Annotated in this window: 22 protein-coding genes and 1 riboswitch; of the genes, 7 read left to right on the top strand and 15 right to left on the bottom strand. The window is 47.4% G+C overall.

The annotated features are described in order from the left end of the window. Positions 1-12 precede the first annotated feature (12 nt). The gene (locus tag NYE37_RS11775) at positions 13-567 is read right to left on the bottom strand and encodes a tyrosine-type recombinase/integrase (RefSeq protein WP_037994815.1); all 555 of its coding nucleotides are present in this window, start codon (positions 565-567) and stop codon (positions 13-15) included. A 235-nt stretch (positions 568-802) separates the two neighbouring features. Between NYE37_RS11775 and NYE37_RS11770 the strand changes: the two genes are divergently transcribed. Beyond that, the gene (locus tag NYE37_RS11770; protein WP_037994817.1) at positions 803-1,111 is read left to right on the top strand and encodes a DUF4870 domain-containing protein; all 309 of its coding nucleotides are present in this window, start codon (positions 803-805) and stop codon (positions 1,109-1,111) included. 97 nt (positions 1,112-1,208) lie between these two features. On the opposite strand, the gene sufB is transcribed toward NYE37_RS11770, so the two are convergent. From sufB to sufC, 5 genes are read right to left on the bottom strand one after another with little or no spacing between them, the layout of a single operon-like run. Next, positions 1,209-2,639 (bottom strand): Fe-S cluster assembly protein SufB, encoded by a 1,431-nt coding sequence (sufB, locus tag NYE37_RS11765; protein WP_037994780.1) that lies wholly within the window; start codon positions 2,637-2,639, stop codon positions 1,209-1,211. Between the two features lie 13 nt (positions 2,640-2,652). Further along, a complete protein-coding gene (sufU, locus tag NYE37_RS11760; RefSeq protein ID WP_037994781.1) occupies positions 2,653-3,093 on the bottom strand; it encodes a Fe-S cluster assembly sulfur transfer protein SufU in 441 nt (146 codons plus the stop codon). After that, positions 3,080-4,300, bottom strand: coding sequence for a cysteine desulfurase (locus tag NYE37_RS11755; protein ID WP_037994783.1), 1,221 nt, complete (start codon positions 4,298-4,300; stop codon positions 3,080-3,082). Before NYE37_RS11755 ends, sufU begins: the two co-directional genes overlap by 14 nt. Further along, positions 4,297-5,601, bottom strand: a complete 1,305-nt coding sequence (sufD, locus tag NYE37_RS11750) for a Fe-S cluster assembly protein SufD (protein ID WP_049719628.1) — start codon at positions 5,599-5,601, stop codon at positions 4,297-4,299. Before sufD ends, NYE37_RS11755 begins: the two co-directional genes overlap by 4 nt. Positions 5,602-5,616: 15 nt before the next feature. After that, positions 5,617-6,405, bottom strand: a complete 789-nt coding sequence (sufC, locus tag NYE37_RS11745) for a Fe-S cluster assembly ATPase SufC (RefSeq protein ID WP_037994789.1) — start codon at positions 6,403-6,405, stop codon at positions 5,617-5,619. A gap of 566 nt (positions 6,406-6,971) precedes the next feature. On the opposite strand from sufC, the gene NYE37_RS11740 reads away from it, so the two are divergent. Continuing rightward, on the top strand, positions 6,972-7,529 hold the full coding sequence (locus NYE37_RS11740; protein ID WP_049719627.1) for a DUF928 domain-containing protein: 558 nt from the start codon (positions 6,972-6,974) through the stop codon (positions 7,527-7,529). 152 nt (positions 7,530-7,681) lie between these two features. Here NYE37_RS11740 and NYE37_RS11735 read toward each other — a convergent pair whose 3' ends face one another. Together NYE37_RS11735 and NYE37_RS11730 are read right to left on the bottom strand one after the other, a co-directional pair. Then, on the bottom strand, positions 7,682-8,161 hold the full coding sequence (locus NYE37_RS11735; protein WP_037994792.1) for a CBS domain-containing protein: 480 nt from the start codon (positions 8,159-8,161) through the stop codon (positions 7,682-7,684). 263 nt (positions 8,162-8,424) lie between these two features. Then, on the bottom strand, positions 8,425-8,790 hold the full coding sequence (locus NYE37_RS11730) for a carboxymuconolactone decarboxylase family protein (RefSeq protein WP_037994793.1): 366 nt from the start codon (positions 8,788-8,790) through the stop codon (positions 8,425-8,427). A gap of 174 nt (positions 8,791-8,964) precedes the next feature. Between NYE37_RS11730 and NYE37_RS11725 the strand changes: the two genes are divergently transcribed. The 4 genes from NYE37_RS11725 to NYE37_RS11710 all read left to right on the top strand — a co-directional run bounded on the left by NYE37_RS11725 (position 8,965) and on the right by NYE37_RS11710 (position 11,374). After that, positions 8,965-9,255: a hypothetical protein gene (locus tag NYE37_RS11725; RefSeq protein WP_037994796.1), complete on the top strand. Its 291-nt coding sequence runs from the start codon at positions 8,965-8,967 to the stop codon at positions 9,253-9,255. 227 nt (positions 9,256-9,482) lie between these two features. Next, a complete protein-coding gene (locus NYE37_RS11720) occupies positions 9,483-10,343 on the top strand; it encodes an EamA family transporter (protein WP_340712060.1) in 861 nt (286 codons plus the stop codon). A 90-nt stretch (positions 10,344-10,433) separates the two neighbouring features. Next, entirely contained in the window at positions 10,434-10,814 is a 381-nt protein-coding gene (locus NYE37_RS11715; protein WP_037994799.1) for a hypothetical protein, read from the top strand. Between the two features lie 131 nt (positions 10,815-10,945). After that, entirely contained in the window at positions 10,946-11,374 is a 429-nt protein-coding gene (locus tag NYE37_RS11710) for a TlpA family protein disulfide reductase (RefSeq protein WP_049719625.1), read from the top strand. A gap of 67 nt (positions 11,375-11,441) precedes the next feature. Here NYE37_RS11710 and mtnA read toward each other — a convergent pair whose 3' ends face one another. From mtnA to NYE37_RS11675, 7 genes are all read right to left on the bottom strand, one after another. Next, entirely contained in the window at positions 11,442-12,512 is a 1,071-nt protein-coding gene (mtnA, locus tag NYE37_RS11705; protein ID WP_049719624.1) for an S-methyl-5-thioribose-1-phosphate isomerase, read from the bottom strand. Next, on the bottom strand, positions 12,509-13,732 hold the full coding sequence (gene mtnK, locus NYE37_RS11700) for an S-methyl-5-thioribose kinase (RefSeq protein WP_198248817.1): 1,224 nt from the start codon (positions 13,730-13,732) through the stop codon (positions 12,509-12,511). The genes mtnA and mtnK overlap by 4 nt, the downstream gene beginning before the upstream one ends. Before the next feature lie 52 nt (positions 13,733-13,784). After that, positions 13,785-14,324, bottom strand: a complete 540-nt coding sequence (locus tag NYE37_RS11695) for a 1,2-dihydroxy-3-keto-5-methylthiopentene dioxygenase (protein ID WP_037994803.1) — start codon at positions 14,322-14,324, stop codon at positions 13,785-13,787. A 23-nt stretch (positions 14,325-14,347) separates the two neighbouring features. After that, positions 14,348-14,974: a methylthioribulose 1-phosphate dehydratase gene (mtnB, locus tag NYE37_RS11690; RefSeq protein ID WP_232357354.1), complete on the bottom strand. Its 627-nt coding sequence runs from the start codon at positions 14,972-14,974 to the stop codon at positions 14,348-14,350. 16 nt (positions 14,975-14,990) lie between these two features. Beyond that, complete coding sequence (locus NYE37_RS11685; RefSeq protein WP_049719621.1) at positions 14,991-15,695, bottom strand: 2-hydroxy-3-keto-5-methylthiopentenyl-1-phosphate phosphatase; 705 nt, start codon at positions 15,693-15,695, stop codon at positions 14,991-14,993. Beyond that, positions 15,692-16,915: a 2,3-diketo-5-methylthiopentyl-1-phosphate enolase gene (locus NYE37_RS11680; protein ID WP_037994805.1), complete on the bottom strand. Its 1,224-nt coding sequence runs from the start codon at positions 16,913-16,915 to the stop codon at positions 15,692-15,694. The genes NYE37_RS11685 and NYE37_RS11680 overlap by 4 nt, the downstream gene beginning before the upstream one ends. A gap of 128 nt (positions 16,916-17,043) precedes the next feature. Beyond that, positions 17,044-17,155, bottom strand: a riboswitch (SAM riboswitch). Positions 17,156-17,303: 148 nt separating this feature from the next. Further along, a complete protein-coding gene (locus NYE37_RS11675; RefSeq protein ID WP_037994806.1) occupies positions 17,304-17,942 on the bottom strand; it encodes an SDR family oxidoreductase in 639 nt (212 codons plus the stop codon). Between the two features lie 176 nt (positions 17,943-18,118). Here NYE37_RS11675 and NYE37_RS11670 point away from each other — a divergent pair, with 176 nt between their 5' ends. After that, a complete protein-coding gene (locus NYE37_RS11670; RefSeq protein ID WP_198051063.1) occupies positions 18,119-18,724 on the top strand; it encodes a DUF6630 family protein in 606 nt (201 codons plus the stop codon). The last annotated feature ends 59 nt before the right edge of the window (positions 18,725-18,783 follow it).

Below are 18,783 nucleotides of genomic sequence, written 5' to 3'. Positions count from 1 at the left end.
CATTTGGCTTTTTCACAAGTCCACGTCAATTTCAGTCCGGATCTTTTCATCCTTTGAAATACCAAGGTATTTAAGGGTTTCGGAAGGGGTGGAGTGATGGAAATGCTTTTGGAGAAGAGAGATGGCGACTCCTCGTTTATAAGCATGATATCCAAACGTTTTCCGTAAAGAATTCGTGCCGATTTTTCCTTGAAAACCGGCCGCTTTTCCCGCTTGTTGGATGATGCGGTAAGCTTGTTGGCGTGTAATGGGTTTTTGGGTTTTGGAGGATTGAAATAAATAGTTCTCATGTTTCAATTGGTTCGATTGGACATAATGCCGGATCGCTTTTCTTAGCTTGGGATTCAAAAACACTTCTTGATCCCCGCCGGGTAATTGATAAAATTCCTTGTACGTGCCGTCAGGATTTATCACGTCGCAAACTTTTACATTTAATAGCTCCGTAATTTTCAAACCGGTGTTAATCCCAAAGACGAAAAGCAAATAATCCCGCTCGGAATGGGCTTTTAAATATCGCTTCATTGCTGAAATGATCTGTTTATCCCGAATCGCTTCGACAAACTCCAGCTCTGTATCACCTCGATTCGTGTTACATAACCACATTATATCATATGATTAAGTAACATTCAAACAAACCATTTTCCCAAAGGCCGTCCGGATTCCAAACATCATCCAAAATCTCGTCTCAACGGAAATGCCGTTTTCACTCCATCAATCCCATGAATAAAGAAACAGGTTTCAAATGTCCCGTGACCGGGAATTTTTTATAATGAAACAATGTTGTGTTATGGAGGTTTTGTTTTTGGATAAGAGAGGCATCAAAATTTTGGTTCACGCAAGCACCTGGTTTGCCCCCATGCTTGTCCCGCTGATTGTCTATCTCATCTTTAAAGATCGGGATCTGAAACGTCTGTCGCTGCAAGCCATTGTTTTTCACGCCGTATTCTGGCTGCTGATTTCCGTCTCTTTTGTGTTATCATTTGTTTTGATCGGAATTCCATTTCTCGTTATTTTTTCCATCATGGGACTCTATTATCCGATTAAGGGAATGGTATACGCTTGGAAGGAGAAGTACTTTGAGTATCCGGTGGCCAGATGGTTCATTCACTGAACAACAAATCCCCCTTTTTCCAAAGGGGGATTTTTTTATAAAAACAATTTCCATAAAAAAACCTGCCACCTCAAGCTGTGGCAGGTTTGATCCGGGATCAACCAATGGATCCTTCCATCTCGTAACGGATTAACCGGTTCATTTCCACCGCATATTCCATAGGCAATTCTTTGGTAAAAGGTTCAATGAAGCCCATGATGATCATTTGCGTGGCTTCGTCTTCGGTCAGTCCGCGGCTCATCAGGTAGAACAATTGCTCTTCGCTCACTTTGGATACGGTTGCCTCGTGTTCCAACACCACATCATCATTTTTGATTTCGTTGTAAGGAATCGTATCCGAAGTCGATTCATTATCCAAAATCAACGTATCACATTTCACATTAGCTTTGGATCCCGTTGCATTTTTTCCAAAGCTGGACAATCCGCGGTAGGTGACTTTTCCGCCTTGTTTGCTGATGGATTTGGAAACAATCGTGGAGGTGCAGTTTGGAGCCAGTGCCACGACTTTTGCCCCGGCATCCTGATGTTGCCCCTTCCCTGCTACGGCAATGGACAACACATCCGCTTTGGCTCCTTCCCCTTTCATGATGACAGCCGGATATTTCATCGTCAGTTTACTTCCGATGTTTCCGTCAACCCATTCCATGTGTGCCCCTTTATGAGCAACAGCCCGTTTGGTAACCAGGTTGTAAACATTGGGAGACCAGTTTTGAATGGTTGTGTAACGGCAGCGGGCGTTGTCTTTCACAATGATTTCCACCACCGCACTGTGCAATGAATCCGTGCTGTAAATTGGAGCCGTGCATCCTTCGACATAATGGACAAAGGCATCTTCATCGACAATGATGAGTGTCCGTTCAAATTGTCCCATGTTTTGCGAATTGATCCGGAAGTATGCCTGAAGCGGAACTTCACAACGCACTCCTTTGGGAACATAAATAAAGCTTCCGCCGCTCCACACGGCACTGTTCAATGCGGCAAATTTATTGTCCGAAGGCGGAACCACCGTTCCGAAATACTCTTTTAACAGCTCCGGATACTCGCGGACGGCTGTGTCGGTGTCGCAAAAGATCACGCCTTGCTCTTCGAGCTCTTTTTGCATGTTGTGATAAACCACTTCCGATTCGTACTGTGCAGAAACCCCGGCCAGGAATTTCTGTTCAGCTTCCGGAATTCCCAGTTTATCAAACGTTTGTTTAATTTCATCCGGTACTTCGTCCCAAGATCTTCCTTGGCGTTCAGACGGTTTTACATAATAAGTGATATCATCGAAATCGAGATCGTCCAGTTTTCCGGGCAAAAGAGAAAACCATTGGCTGTTTTCGGCATTGGGCAACGGCATTTTGTAAAACTGCTCCAATGCTTTCAAGCGAAACTCGAGCATCCAGTCCGGTTCGCCTTTCATGCGGGAAATCTCTTCCACCACTTCCCGGCTCAACCCTTTTTTCGAACGGAAAACCGAGACATCCTTATCGTGAAAACCGTACTTGTAATCCGACAGATCCGGCAATTGGTTGTTTGTCGTCACGGTTTTCTCCTCCTTATGATTTAGATTCGCGATATTCATTCATCCCTTTTTCAAGTGCTTTCCATGCCAATGTCGCACATTTGATGCGTGCCGGAAATTTTGCAACGCCGGTCAGCGCTTCAATATCTTCCAGCGGGAATTTATCCAGATCGACTTCTTCTCCTTGCATCATCCGGGAAAACAGATCAACCAGTTCGAGCGATTCTTCCACGGTCAATCCTTTGACCGCTTCCGTCATCATGGAAGCGGAGGCCAGGCTGATGGAACAACCTTCCCCCAAAAACTTCGCGTCTTGTACCCGGCCATCTTCAATCCGCATCTGCAAAGAGATTTTGTCACCACAAGTCGGGTTGTTCAAATCGATGGTTATCGCTCCGTTTTCGATTCTGCCTCGATTCTTCGGTTTTTGATAGTGTTCCAAAATCACGCGACGATAGAGATCATCCAAAGACATGGCCAAAATACTCCTTCGTTTTGATTAAGCCTTCCGCCAACCGGTCGATGTCCGATTCATCATTGTACAAATAAAAGCTGGCTCTTGCCGTTGCCGGTACTTTCAACCAGCGCATCAGCGGCTGGCAACAGTGATGCCCCGCCCTGACGGCAATCCCTTCCGCATCCAAGACGGTTGCGACATCATGAGGATGCACTTCGCCCAAATTAAAAGTAACCAACCCGATCCGCCCTTCTTTGGGGCCGTAAATGGTGATTCCGTCAATCTGTTGCAACTTATCATAAGCATAAGCAGCCAGTTTGCGATCGTGCTCTTCAATCCGGTCCATGCCGATGGATTCCAGATAATCAATGGCTGCACCAAGACCGACCGCTCCGGCAATAATGGGAGTTCCCCCTTCAAATTTCCAGGGCAGCTCTTTCCACGTCGACTCATAATCTCCCACTTGATCAATCATTTCTCCGCCATATTCAATGGGTTCCATTTCATTCAGCAAATGCTCCCGGCCGTACAAAACGCCGATTCCGGTCGGGCCGCACATCTTGTGTCCGGAGAAAGCGAAGAAATCCACGTCCAAATCCTTGACATCCACTTTGATGTGGGGAATACTTTGCGCGCCATCCACCACGATATATCCGCCTTTTTGATGGATGTACTCCGCAATTTCTTTGATGGGATGGATCGTTCCCAGCACATTGGACACATGCTGGATGGCAATGATTTTCGTTTTGTCGGTCACGGCTTGGCGTACCAAATCCATCGTCAGGGAACCATCTTCTTTGAGCGGAAAATATTTCAACCGCGCTCCGGTCCATTTGGCCACTTGCTGCCACGGAATCAAATTGCTGTGGTGCTCAGACGGAGTGATCAAAATCTCGTCCTCCGGCTTCAGCATGGAAGTGGCAAAACTTCTTGCGACCAGATTCAGCGATGTGGTGGTTCCCCTTGTGAAAACAATCTCTTTGGTTGAATCCGCATTGATGAAACGGCGTACCTTTTCACGAGCTCCTTCATAGGCATCCGTCGCTCTGGAGCCCAATGTATGGACACCGCGATGCACATTGGAGTTGTCCTTTTTATAATAGGCTTCCACCGCTTCGATCACTTGAAACGGTTTTTGCGATGTTGCTGCACTGTCCAAATAAACCAACGGGTGGCCGTTTACTTCCTGATCCAATATGGGAAAGTCTTTGCGGAATTCATTCATGATTTGATTTTCCTTTCAATCAGCCGATGAATCTGTTCACGCAATAATTCTGACGGAATATCCGAAATGATTGCATCCAGGAAACCGTGGATAATCAGTTTCTCTGCTTCCTTTTTGGGAATTCCACGCGACATGAGGTAATACATTTGCAGGGGATCCACTTTCCCCACGCTTGCCGCGTGTCCGGCGACGACGTCGTTTTCATCGATCAACAAAATGGGATTGGCGTCCCCGCGCGCTTCCGGATGAAGCATCAATACTTTTCCGGATTGTTGCCCATCCGATTTGCTGGCACCTTTTTCGATTTTGGTGATACTGTTCAAAATGCTCGATGCCTTATCCGTCATGACGGAACGGGCATTGATATAGCTGGTGGTGTACCGGTTCCAATGATAAATCGATGACGTCACATTGGCTCGCATCTCACCCGTTCCGAGCACAACCGCCTTCACATCGGCCCGGCTGCCTTCTCCTTTGAGATGGGAAGTATTGTCGGAGACAACCTTTCCGTCACTCAAATCGGCGATAATCCATTCCAAATGACCGTCCCGGTCGACAAGGGAGCGTCGGTAAACCACATTCACCGCAGAAGCGCCCAGATTGCTGATGGTGGTCACACGGACTTTTGCCTGTGCCCCGACAAACGCCTCGATGACGCTGTTGTTCATGGCCCCCGGTTCATCCGGATCCGACACAAAGTTGGCCACAAAATCAACACGGCTTCCTTCTTCGGCAACGATCAGAATGTGAGGCAAAAGTGCAGCTCCTTCACCTGACAACCAGAATAATCCGTTCAACGGAATTTGTACATCCACATTCTTTGGTACAAACAAGAACACCCCGCCGCTGTAAAGCGCAGCATGAATGGCGGTCAGGCGATGTTCGTCTTTCTTCACTCCGTCCGTCATGAAGTATTTTTTGATCAACGGCTCATATTCTTTGGCGGCCGTGCCCAGGTCAGTGAAGACCACGCCTTTTTCACTCAATTCTGCAGACAGTTGCTTGAAAATGACACTGGCGTTTTTTTGCACCACCACACTGGGCTGTTCGCCAAACACAAATTCTTTGACGCCTTCCGGGAGTTCATCCAAAGATTGGACGGGAGCCTCTTCCCGGAACGGTTCGAACCCGGTGAAATTCCAACGGCTGATGTTGGTTTGTTGTACTTTGGGCAGTGGAAGTTGGGCAGCTTTTTTGAGTGCATCCAAACGACTTTGAAGCATCCAGGCCGGTTCCTGATTCTTTTGGGATACTTCCGTTACAACATTTTCATCAAAAAGCAATCGGGTATCTGTACTCATCCAAAATCACCAACCTTACGCCTTTTGACCAACGGTTTCGTCTTCAATGCCCAACTCTTCTTTCACCCAGTCGTAACCTTCGGCTTCCAAACGTTCAGCCAGTTCCGGCCCTCCTGATTTCACAATCCTTCCTTGCATAAACACGTGGACATGGTCCGGTTTGATGTAATTCAACAAGCGTTGATAGTGGGTGATCACGATCACGCCCATTTCCGGGCTCAGCATCGAGTTAACCCCTTTGGAAACGACTTTCAACGCATCAATATCCAATCCGGAGTCCACCTCATCCAAGATGGCAATGCGGGGTTTCAACATCATCATTTGCAAAATTTCGTTCCGTTTTTTCTCCCCGCCGGAGAAACCTTCGTTCAGGTAACGGGTGGCAAACTTCTCATCCATTTCAAGGATTTCCATTTTCTTATCCATTTCACGGATGAACTTCATCAACGAAATTTCGTTGCCTTCCCCTTTTTTGGCGTTGATGGCGCTGCGCATGAAATCGGAATTGGTCACGCCGCTTACTTCAGCCGGATATTGCATCGCCAGGAACAATCCGGCACGCGCTCTTTCATCCACTTCCATTTCCAAAACATCTTCCCCGTCGAGCGTGACACTCCCTTGGGTGACCTCGTAACGCGGATGACCCATCAAAGCGGAAGCCAGGGTGCTCTTACCAGTCCCGTTCGGACCCATGATCGCATGAACTTCTCCGCCATTGACCTCCAAATTGACGCCTTTGAGGATTTCTTTCCCATCCACGGATGCATGCAAATCCTTTATTATCAATTTTGGTGCTGTCGACATAGTCTCATCCTCCATCATGTCTTTTGCCCTTGTTTATCTCCTGAACCGCAACGGGTTGTCATCAACCGGAGATATTCCCTCAACACCGTCCGTTTGGACAGCGTGAAAAGAAAAACCAATCGGACAATCACCCTAAATTAAAGTGATTATCACCTGATTCTCATTTCATTTTACTTCACGATATGGGGTATATCAAGTGAAGATTGGAAATCGTGCGGTTTCAGTCCTCCTCTTTTAATGTGAAGTTATTGGTATTTTTTCTTCATGGGCTCAAAACTACTCATAAATATAACATTTCATCGCCGCACATGAAACTTCATTCTTTGGAATCCGGCAAACGGATGCAAACCTTTTCAATATCATCGCTTTTTCCCGTGAATGCCCCGGAAATCTTTAATTTTCCCTTGCTTTTCAGCCCGTTTTCAGGCAAAATATCTTTAGGAGGTTTTTTTCGGAATTCATCGAAATATTTTGCCTCGGGAGATCGTTTCTGCCATCATCAGGTTGATCATCTTTTTTTTATTTCCGCACCTTTTTGAATAAGCGCGTTGGTAGGAGGAGTTTTTATGGAAAAAAGCACTTACAGGGTTTCGAAAGAACCATCTTGTATGCCCCCATCTCTTAGCTCTCCGATCGGAATTTACACCAAACCCGCCACAGACACACAATACAAAACAAAAAAGCAGCGATCTTTTTTATTTGGCAACGTGATCATTTCCGAAGAGCCGTCAAACTTCAGCATACCCCTGAAAAAAAAAGATCAAGAACGGTATTTGAACAGCTTTCTTAAAAAAAAATTGCTGCAGCTTTGGAAAAAACATCGCCACATCCTCTCCGTTTCACACCCGTCTGAAGAAAAAACAAACCAGGAAAGAAAACAGATCTACGAAGAATTAAAAATGCTCTTGATCCAATCCTATGAGGAAGATTTCAACATCCCTTTAATTCCGTTTACTTTGTTCGGCTGGTTGCAGTACGTCAAACTCACCGCGCAAATCACGGGCAAAGCCAAAGATGCAAAGCAATGGGATGAAATGGCGCTGTTTTTCCAACAATGTCACAAAAACGATTTGTTGACAGATCTCTTCGAACAAAGGCCTTCAAACAAGTCTCTTGATCAATAAGACTGTTTGACTATGTGTAATGATAAACAAATGAACAAGGCTTCATTTATTCATCTTTGTATGATTCCATTTATAAGCAACCTGAATCAGGATGAGATATAAAACAGCAAAACACCGCCGGAAAAGGCGGTGTTTTTTGTTGGTAAAACTTTTCAGGAACCTTGCAGTTTGTTCATCATCATATATTCTTCTTTAAAATAGTTAATCACTTGTTCCATGATCACTTTTCTCGTCAAAATGCCAACCAGCTTCCCTTTCAAATCAATGATCGGGATATAGGGCCGGTTGACCAGCACTTCGAAAGCAAACGAAAAAATGGAATTGGCCAAAATGCCTGAATGATTTTTATTCATCGCTTCATGAACCGTATATCCTTTCAATTGCGAAAAATCAATTTCATTGCCTTGGCTGATCTTTAACATAAAGTCCAGAATGTCGGTTTTGCTGATGATCCCCTCGACTTGTTCTTGATCATTCACCACAGGCACCGAATTGGTCCCCTTCCGGGTCAGCACCAATAAAGCACGCTCCAGTGACCAGTCCGTGTGGACAACAACAACTTTTTCCTTCGGAATAATGTAAGGAGTAATCTCGCGTGAAAATAAATAATTGTTTTGATCCCGTTTCTGCATAAGCAAAAACTCCCTTACTCTTGGTAATCCCTCCGGCCATTACCACAGAGTGATAAAGATAAGCCCGAATTGACGTCAAAATCTTTTCTCTTTTTTTGTAATGATAACAGTTCCCCAACCATGTTATCTTGTTCCCGAAACCGCTGTCAACGTTCTTATCACTCTTTTATCCATTCCTTAACTTTATTTTATAACAACGCCGGTGAACCTTGAAATATTACGGCCATTAAAAAACAATCCGGCAATTTGCCGGATTGTCAACATTAGTGGGAAAGGTTTTGCCCCTGAATCTGGGAGAGGTTTTGTTGGACCAACGTGGCAGCTTGTGACATGGCCATTCCCCCTCCGAAGGCACTGCTCACGCATGCCGCTTCCAGCACCTCTTGTGCGCTTGCTCCCTGATCACAGGCTCCCTTTGTGTGATAAACAATGCAGTATTCATCATTGGTATAAACGCCGAGTGCCAGCGCGATCAAATGTTTCTCCTTCTTTGACAGGGCACCGTCTTGAAAGCAAGCTTCCGTAAACGCGTTGTACGTTTCCACCACATGCGGAAGTTGCTCTTGGAGTTGGCCGATTCCTTTTTTATAATCCGTCAGGGATTGTTTGACAAAGTTTTCTTGCATCATTCATCTCTCCTTCCATGACTAGTTTTCCTGTACAAAAGAAAAATATACAAATATTCAAATCTATATCTGTAATTACAGTTATTATCTTTACATTAATAAATATATTATTTTAAAATAGAGTAAGATCTTGAACCAATATTGAGAAAGCTTTTTTATAACAGAAAGGAAATGAAAATGGATCAGCAAAAATTACAATTGATCGGCATCATCTTACGCATGGTCAAAGAAATTTATGGAAAAACGATTCATTTGGAAAAGATCTTTCAAGCCAGCAGCGTACATATTTTAGCCCGCGACTTCGATCCGTTTAATGAAATGATTAAGATATTGGAGCTTCCGGATGAAGCCCACACATTATTTTTGGAACTGGTTCAATTGTATTTGGATGACCAAATGACATTGAATGAACTTTTGCTGGAATTTGAAAACCAAACCGGCAAAACCAAAGAAGAAGCTCATGCTTAATCCCATGGACTCCCGCATGAGGAGTCCATGGGTTGTCCATGGGTGTCCTTTCCCCGTTTCTTTTCATTTGATTTCCCCCTGGATCACCGCTCTTTCCCCCGCCATCCGTCTTGGATCCCCGTTCCGCCGTTTTGGAGTTTCATGCTTAAATTATTATCTATAAACTTCACCAACAAAAAATGCGATAATAGTAAAAGTTTATATCATAACAGAAAGGGTTAACCTGTATGAGTACCTGGTTTCTCATCTCACTGGCCAGTGCCGTTACTTTCGGGTTGTCCGGATTTTTGATGAAAGTCAGTTCCGCCCAAAGCGGGGATGATGACTTTTTGTTATGGGGATTATACTTGACCGGCTCTCTCGGATTCGTCTGGTGGGCTGTCAAAACCGGCGATATCCAATTCACATGGCTCAACCTCGCGGCCGGAACTTTGGTGGGAATCGGTTCGGCTTTTGGGAACTTGTTATTTATGAAATCCCTTTCAATCGGCCCTGCAAGCCTTACCTCTCCCCTGGTCAATGCGAACATCATTTTGACCATGGCCATGTCCATGCTCGTTTACGGCGAGAGCATCACGGTGACCGAAGCGACCGGTGCATTTTTGTTAGTTTCAGCCATCATGCTGTTACCGGTGGACCCCAATGAAAACTTACGGATTCAAAACAGGCGCTGGTATCTGCTTATTTTCCTGGCCATGTTGCTGTTCTTTTTCAGAAACGGCGGATTAAAGATTACGGAAGAAATGAATCTTTCCAACACATCCATTTTGTTGATCAGCTATTTATTCGGATGGATTTGGTTCACATGGCAAATTCTCCGCAAGGCGCCGCCGGCCGGGTTTCGCCAAAAGAGCCGCCGCACGGGAATGGTCTGGGGATTGGGAGCGGGATTTTTTTCATTTGCCGGGATGCAACTCTATGCCATCGCTCTGGATCACGGCCCTGCGTCCATCATTGCCCCGATCTTTTCCACAAACAGCCTGGTGGTTGCGCTTCTTTCCATCCTTGTTTTTCGTGAACGCTTATCCCTGATGCAATCCGTGTCTTTAATCCTGTTGTTTGCCGGACTGATTCTGATCCGCATTTGAATCGGAAAAAATTCTCCGGAGGCCCTTCGGTTTTTTTCGAACTTTTGTTATTATTAATCCTTACTCTATGCAAGCAAGGAGTTTTGTCTGATGATCGAAATGTTGGCATTTCAAATCCTTCTGTTGATTTTATGTGGTGTCATTCATTTGGTTTGTCTCTTTCTTTTGGATACCCGGTTTCGGGTAAAAGCGTTTAAAACCATGAAAATCATGCTGTATGTATCGCTCGCCGTAACCGTTCTCCATGTGATCTTTGTTCCCACTTTCGACGCCAAAATGATGTCCGTGTTTTCGCAATCTTTATGGATCATGATGATGTATGAACCTTTGGTGTTTCCATCCCCCCGGTATCAGCACCGGGTGTGGCCCGTCAGTGAACAGTTTGGAAAAAAAGTCATGTATCCCAATCTGGTCATTTTTTTCATCACCTTTTTGTACGCTTTGAAAGCCGGCTACATTTTCGCTGAATAACCGGATTCGCGAGGTGAATCTTTTTCGCATCCGGCCGTCACTTCCGGAACCGAAATCCTAAACCGCCCGCAACTTTCCGTCTCACACCGCGGTTTTAAACCGACATCCTTACGCAAAGGAGATCCAGATCGATGAAAGCACCCGATTTTTCACTTCCCGATTTAAACGGAAACATCCATCAACTGAGCGATTACCAGGGACGGATTGTCTGGCTTGAGTTTTGGACGACCTGGTGTGCCGCTTGCCAGGAGTCCCTGGCCAAAAAAGAAATTTTTTACCGGTCTTTAAAAACGAACCAGGTCGCCTTTCTTACGATCCATGTCTCCGGGCGCGAACCCGATCCCGACCGGGTATACCAATTTGTCCAAGAAGCCGGTTTTCATTTTCCGGTGCTACGCGACCATGGAACCCGAACCTACGACGCTTACCGGCTTTCCTCGGTTCCCACCGATGTCCTGATCACACCAAATGGCGAAATTCACGGCATCTATGACGAAACCGTCCCCTTCACCACGGTCATTCAAGAACTGGGAGCCCTCCTCTCCCGTGAATCTTTTTAATAAAAGGCGCCGGTTTTTCACCGGCGCCTTTTCCATCCGACATGAAACTCCCTTTTTCAAATGTTGTTTATACCGGCATCATGCGCCGAAGACTTTTTCTTAAATTTTCCCGGTAGGGCGGCCGGATCACGCCGTACTCGGTGATGATCGCGGTGACATACTCCGCGGGCGTCACATCAAAAGCGGGATTATAGACGTTGATCCCTTCGGGAGCAATCGGCTTGCCCCAGCTGCTCACGATCTCCTCCGGCGCTCTCTCTTCGATCGGGATCCCGTCACCCGTTTCCGTCTCCAAGTCAATCGATGAAGAAGGAGCCGCCACATAAAAAGGGATTTGGTGCGCCCTGGCCAGGACAGCCAAGCTGTAAGTGCCGATTTTGTTGGCAACATCCCCGTTGGCCGCGACCCGGTCCGTTCCGACAATGACCGCCTGAATCTCTCCTTGTTTCATCACGGCCCCCGCCATGTTGTCGCAAATCAGTGTGACGTCAATCCCTGCCTGCATCAGCTCATATGCGGTCAGCCGCGCTCCCTGCAACACCGGCCGCGTCTCGTCGGCATACACTTTGAGGTTCCATCCCTTCTCGCGGGCGAGATACAGCGGAGCCAGGGCGGTTCCGTACGCACCGGTGGCCAGCCCTCCGGCATTGCAGTGAGTGAGGATGCCCATTCCGTCGTGCAAAAAAGGAAGCAGATGCTCCCCGATTTTCCGGCACACCCTCACATCCTCTTCATGAATGGCTGTCGCTTCTTCCCACACCGCCTGCTTCAAGACGGATACCGGACTTCCTTTGAATGATTCCACCTTGGCTTTTACCCGGTTTAAGGCCCATGACAAATTCACCGCGGTCGGTCTGGCCGAACTCAAATATTCAACCACCCGTTCCAGTTCGGAAAAGAAAGTTTCTTCCCGCCCGGTGACGTGGCGCACGCCCATATACAAACCGTAAACAGCGGCGATACCGATGGCCGGCGCCCCCCGCACAGCCAATGTGACAATCGCATCCCAAACTTCTTCCGGAGTAAAAAGGTGCAAATAAACGGTTTCACGGGGAAGCCTTCGCTGATCCAGCAAAACCAGGTGGTCGTCTTCCCAAAAAACCGATTGCGGATGGGGAATTGTGTAATCTTGCTTCATTTCACCGTCAGCCCTTCCCCGGCTTCCCGGGCCAGCCGGATCAGATCAGCCGCTTGATTTACGGTTTGGCGCTTTAAGACCAGTAGCCGCCCGATTTTTAAAGCCTTGGTTTCTGCCTCGGCGCGGACGGCCGGATCTTCGATCGATTCCAAATCCGCCACGGGAGCCAAACCGATCACGCGCCGCATCATTTTGCAACCGGCAAAGCCCGCCGCGTCCTGAAGCACCTGGTGCAACACGTCATCCAGATACCCCGGTACGGACCACATTTCATCTTTGACATGCTCTTTCCAAAGCGCCCGAAAGGTTTGTTCAAAACCGATCCAAATCTTTTCGGCGGTTTCCAGCAACCAGCTTTGGTAGGTTTCCCTCTGCTTCAGATCCCCGGTGTGCGCTTCATGGGAAACAAAGGAAAGGAAAAGATTGGCGATCACAGCCCCCACGTCAAAGCCGATGGGACCGTAGTAAGCAAATTCCGGATCAATCACTTTGGTGCTGTCTTTTTTCACCATGACGGAACCGGTGTGAAGATCCCCGTGCAGCAAAGATTGTGCCCGGGTCATAAAGCGTTCTTTCAAATGGGCAATTTCTTTTTTCAGGCGGTCATCGTTCCAGATCGATTCCACCGTTTCCCGGATCAAAGGGTTGAATGAATTGGTTTCGGCATCATAATAAGGATCGGTAAACACCAAATCCTCCGTGATCTTGCACATTTCCGGATTGATGAAGCGGCGGACCTTCTCCTTTTTCTCCCCGGCATCCAGGTAATATTCCGAAGTGAAAAAGAGCGTGTGAGCCAGATATTCCGCCAAATCCTTCGCTAACCGGGGGTATTCCTCTCCCGCGATCAACCCTTTTCGCAAAATGATGTGATCAGACAAGTCTTCCATCACGGTCAAAGCCAATTGATCATCGTAGAAATAAACGGCAGGCACCAAATCCGGCACCCGACGGGCCGCCAGTTTCAAGGCTTCCGCTTCGATGCGGGACCGATCCAGCGTCAACGGCCATGACTCCCCGACCACCCTTGCATACGGTAGCGCCTGTTTGAAGATGAGGCTCCGTCCAGTTGAATGGTCGGCAATGCGAAAGACCAAATTGAGATTTCCATCGCCGATTTCCCTGCAGTCAAGTTCTGCATCGGGGGCAAACCATTCTTTTTTCGAGCGGGCATATTGCACTGCATCTTCTTCCGTGAAATGTTTATAATTTTCAAACATTGGTTGTTTCCTCCTTCCTCCGGGAAGTCCCGCACAAAGGGCGGGACACCGGTCAAGCCGTGAACTCCGGATCTTGATAAGGATGAGCCACCCATCCGGACGGATCGATAAACAGACGCACGGCCACCACTTTCCGGTTCTTCATCAACGTGAAAAAGTGAGGGGTGTTTTCCGGCACGGAGATCACATCTCCGGGGGAAAGCTCCACATCAAAATACCCGGTTCCATCTTTTCCTTTAATCGTGAAAATTCCGTTCCCCGAGACGATGGCCCGCACTTCGTCTTCCGAATGGGTATGCACATTTTCAAACTTCTTCAAGAGCTCTTCCAAATTTTCTGTTGCTTCGGACAGCGCCACCACATCCCATTGGACATAGCCGTTTCGCTTGGCGAGCGATTGGATTTCCTCTTGATAGGCCTTGAGAATCTCCTCTTGCTCTTCCTCATTCAACACAAACTTCTCCCGCAGATGCTGCGGAAGTTTCTCTGTCGGCCATTGTTCAAACAACACGCCTTGTTCTTTGAGAAAGGAACGGACTTCTTGCTCTGATTCCAACCGTTTTCCCGAATTTCTGATGTAAATTTGCGCCATGTGAAAAACCCCTTTCCGTCGGTCTATGAATTTAAAAGCTGAAGCTTTACCTGATACTCAAACAAGAATTCAAAAGCTTCCAAATGGCGTTTGGCAGCAAATACACTGTCACCCCATGCATAGATCCCATGATTTCGGATCAGAACCGCAGGAACCTGCGGATCGATCACCTCGCGAACCGCTTGGGCCAAGTCAGGAATCGAGGCGTGATTGGGAACAACCGGCAGCCGGATCACGGCTCCCTCCTCCCAGATGTTCAGCGCCTTGATGATTTCATGCCCGGAAAAAGAGACGTACCCCGAATCCCCGCACTGCTCTGAAATGATATTATTATGAACAGTATGAATATGGAAGATCGCGCGGCTTTCTTTTATTTTTTGATAAATCGCCGTGTGGACCAAAGTCTCGGCCGAAGGTTTGAGACAAGTCGGAAACGCCGGTTTTCCCTCTTTGTTCACCAGCAAAAAATCCTCCGGGGTATGAACGGTCTTATCTTTTCCGCTGGCCGTGATGGCGATCAAGTCCGGCTCCCCTTCTTGAACGTCCACCCGGACAGAAAGATTTCCGCTGGTGGCCGGAAACCATCCCCGACCGGCAAAAAGCTCTTTGACCTTTCGCAATTCGTGAAAAGCCTCTTCCACCTTTTCCATTTCCACCCGGATCCGTTCAGGATGTTCCAGTCGCGTCAAATTGCTTGCACCTCCCATCGCCCCGATCATGGCTCAAGATTTCAATCACATCATAAAAAGTGTCAAAAGGCTGGTGATTCAGCCCCTGCTTACGGCATTGTTCCAGCAAAAAGTCCCGGGCAATCGTAAAATCAGCCAGTTTGGCAGCGGCCAAATCAGTAATGCTGTCCCCGATCACAATCCGTTCATACTCATTTTCATCATAAGAGCGGATTACACTGGTTTTGCACATGCCGCAATCCCCGTCACAATGCTCGTCACAGGGATGCGGCCAGACAATGCGAATCGTCTCCCCGCTGAAATCACTACCGTTGCAATAAATGTTCCCAGCAGGAATCGCGAAGCGGGATAAAACCGGGTACACGAAGAAGTCGATCCCTCCGCTGGTGATCAACAACCGGATATCATTCGACCGGCAATACCGGATAAAGTCTTCAAACCCGGGGCGGATTTCCGCCTGATCAATGGCATAACGCACAATCTCTTCTTTTCTTGCCGTGGGAAGAAGCGAAAACATTAGCCCCACACCTTGCCGGACACTGATACGCCGGGCGAGGATATCGTCTTTCAGCGTTTCCCAGCCTGGCGGGTTAAAATGCTTGAAAATATTGACAATATTATCCTGATTGGTGATCGTTCCGTCAAAATCACAGAAAATCACCCGCTTTAATGAAGACGTCATGTGATACTCCCCCATTTATCCAAAGCCAGCTTTAATTCCGGAGACTCCTGGGCCGCTTCTTCCAACGGACGCCCTTTTACCGCAGCACCGATCGCTTCGACAAATGCTTTTCCCCCTGCCGTTGAACCTTGCGGATGGCCGTGAATGCCTCCGCCCGCATTGACGATGAGATCCATTCCAAAATCCCGCACCATGGCCGGCACCAGCCCCGGATGAATGCCTGCCGACGGAGCCGGAAGGGATGGCCGGTGAACGGTGGAAGAATGACGCAAGTTTTCAGCCACTTTGAGCGCGTCCTCTTTCGGCATGGCCACCGAACCGTAAGGTGAAGGATACAACACCATGTCCGCACCTGCCCATCGCAAAAGTTTTCCCAACAGCAGCGGTGAACTCAAACCGTAATCAGAAGAGGAACAAACCGCACCGGCAAAAGCCGGATGAGCCATGACCGGCACATCGATATCGGGATCCTCTGCCAACCGGTGGAGAATATCCAGCCCGTAAGGAACCGCGTTTAAGAGAAAACAGTCCGCCCCTTGTTCCGCCAAACGTTTGGCTTTATCGGTCAGTTGTGTCACCGGGCCGGTCAGGTTGACCGCATACCAAGTTTTTTGCCCGGTCCGTTCTTCCTTCTCCCGGTTGATCCTTTTGAAAATGCGGATTCTTTCTTCGGCGGGTGCATAATCTTCTCGGAAGAAAATCTCGTCATCTTTGACCAGATCCACCCCGCCATCCACTTGTTGTTGATAAGCTTCCTCCAACTCATCCAATGTCATGCCGATGCATTGTTTAAAAATGCTCATCAACAGCGGACGGCCGGATACATCCAATTTTCGGCGGATGCCTTCGATTCCGAACCTGGGGCCGGGAAACCCGTCCAAAAACGAATCCGGTGCTTCAATATCCATACATTTGATTTTTCCATCCAAGGACAACTTGCCGAACACCGTGGTCAGAAGAGCGGGAAAGTCCGGTGTCAGATTGCGGACCGGATAACCGATTTTGCAAAGGGCTCGCGGTTCTCCGTCCTTTCCCGGCGCCAGCCCGGTCACTTCAATCACTTCACCGAGATGGGCCGCCATCTGTTTTTTCCGGGTCTCCGGCAATTCCGTCCATGTTCCCGCCGTCAAACCGACAGCAATGCTTTTGGCTTTTTTGTGGAAATCATGCTCCCCGTGAATCAGATAGGTCGCAATGATATACTCCCGATCAGTTGCCACTTGCCATCACCATCCTTCAATCAATGATGCTTTACCATACAGCGGTAACCGCCCGCTTATGCCAGGTAATAAAAAAATCCCTTTCTGCAGATGCAAAAAGGGATAAACCAATCTATCATTATCACCTTCTCTCATCTGTCAGAACCGCTCAGCGTCCTGCAGGAATTGGCACCTTTCTGCTTCATGCAGATGGTTGCCGAGGATTCATCGGGCCTGTCCCTCCACCTCTCTGGATAAGAGAATCGATCCGTCTATTCAGTTTTCATTAGTTTCTTTAATTTAGCATATAATTTTTAAGGAATCAATAATTTTGACTTAAATTTTTCATTTCATTTTTGAATAAAAAAACAAGCGCCGGAATGCTCACACTCCGGCGCTTTTCTTTGCGTCACAAATTATTTAAAGCCTCTTGAACCGGTTGATCCCCTGTGACCAAATCAAACGAACGGCGATAAGTATTTTCATGTTCCAATGCTTCCACCACGACTCTCGCCACATCCGCTCTCGGAATGGAAGCCGGTTTTTCAATATGTTCAAGGAGCAAGACCGTGCCTTTGGCCGGATCATTTGTCAAAGCTCCGGGGCGAATGATGGTGTAATTGAGGGAACTGTTGCGCAATCGTTCATCGGCCCTTTTTTTGGCAACCAAATAATGGCGGATGGAATCCGGCCCTTTTTCCGGATGATCCGCCCCGATGGAACTGATCATCACAAAGCGACGGACTTGATACTGTTCTGCGGCCTCAATCGCCTTAAAGGCACCGTCCAGGTCCACCAAAATGGTTTTATCCGGACCAGTGTGACCGCCTGAACCAGCTGAGAATATGACCGCGTCCATACCCTTTGCCCAATGGGAAAAATCTTTTTCCAAATCGCCGATGACCACCTCATCCGCTCCCAGTCTTTCAATGACCGGCACTTGTTCTTCTTTGCGAACCATGGCCCGAAGGTGATGAGGCGTTTCTTTCAACAGCGATACCAATTTCCTGCCGATTTTTCCATTGGCGCCAAGGAGCAAAATGTTCATGTTACCAGACTCCCTTTGATTGAATGTTTCTGTTGTCACAATATGAACCTTTCCACCCGAACTCCCCCCGTCAAACCTCTTTATGGATAATTTCGCATTTCCCCTTGTTCCTGATTCATTCTTTTTTTATAATGGATTCAGAACACTTGTTCGATATCTTATGTGGGGGAGTCGTTATGCAATATCAGCCTGAAAAACTTTTGGATCTTGCGCGCTTTTTGCTTCCCAATGATCCAACCCTGGCCGAAGAAGTCGATTTTTGCATAAAAAATCCCAAAGAATATTTATTAACCACGTTGATGATGGATTCCGTTCCACTTAGTAATCTTCCCTGGTTTGCACTGATTCACTCTTTGAAACAGCGAAATTTGATCTTTACTTTTGACGAATCCCTCATTTCCGCCTGGTTCAGCACCAAACACGACAAAAAAACCAAACGGTTTGCATGGGTGATCCGTGACGGCAAATGGAACGAATGCCATTTCGCTTCTTCAGACCCGGTCAGCCATCCTTATGTCCGGTTTTTCTTTCAATTAGCCAATCATTATTTGGAACCTCTTCAATATGTTTTATGCTCTTTGACACCCACGCTTCATCCTTACACCTTAACCATTTTGCCCATGCAGACGGCCAAACATTGTCAGGAACTGGCTTTTGAATCCGGATACGGAACCCTGTGGATTGAAAAGGATTTGCCCTTTCAACCGGAACCGCATTATGGACTGTTGATTCCTGCATTTATCCATCTGCTGGAAAAAGAAAACCCTTTTTGGGTCTCATGATGTAAGGAAAGCCCCGCAGACATAGTCTGCGGGGCTTTTTCAAGTGTTCCCTGAAAACC

The organism is Thermoactinomyces sp. FSL K6-2592, assembly GCF_038006465.1.
Taxonomy (GTDB): domain Bacteria; phylum Bacillota; class Bacilli; order Thermoactinomycetales; family Thermoactinomycetaceae; genus Thermoactinomyces; species Thermoactinomyces vulgaris.
The sequence above is the reverse complement of the archived record's forward strand: the minus strand, read 5'-3'. Positions and strand labels throughout refer to the sequence as shown.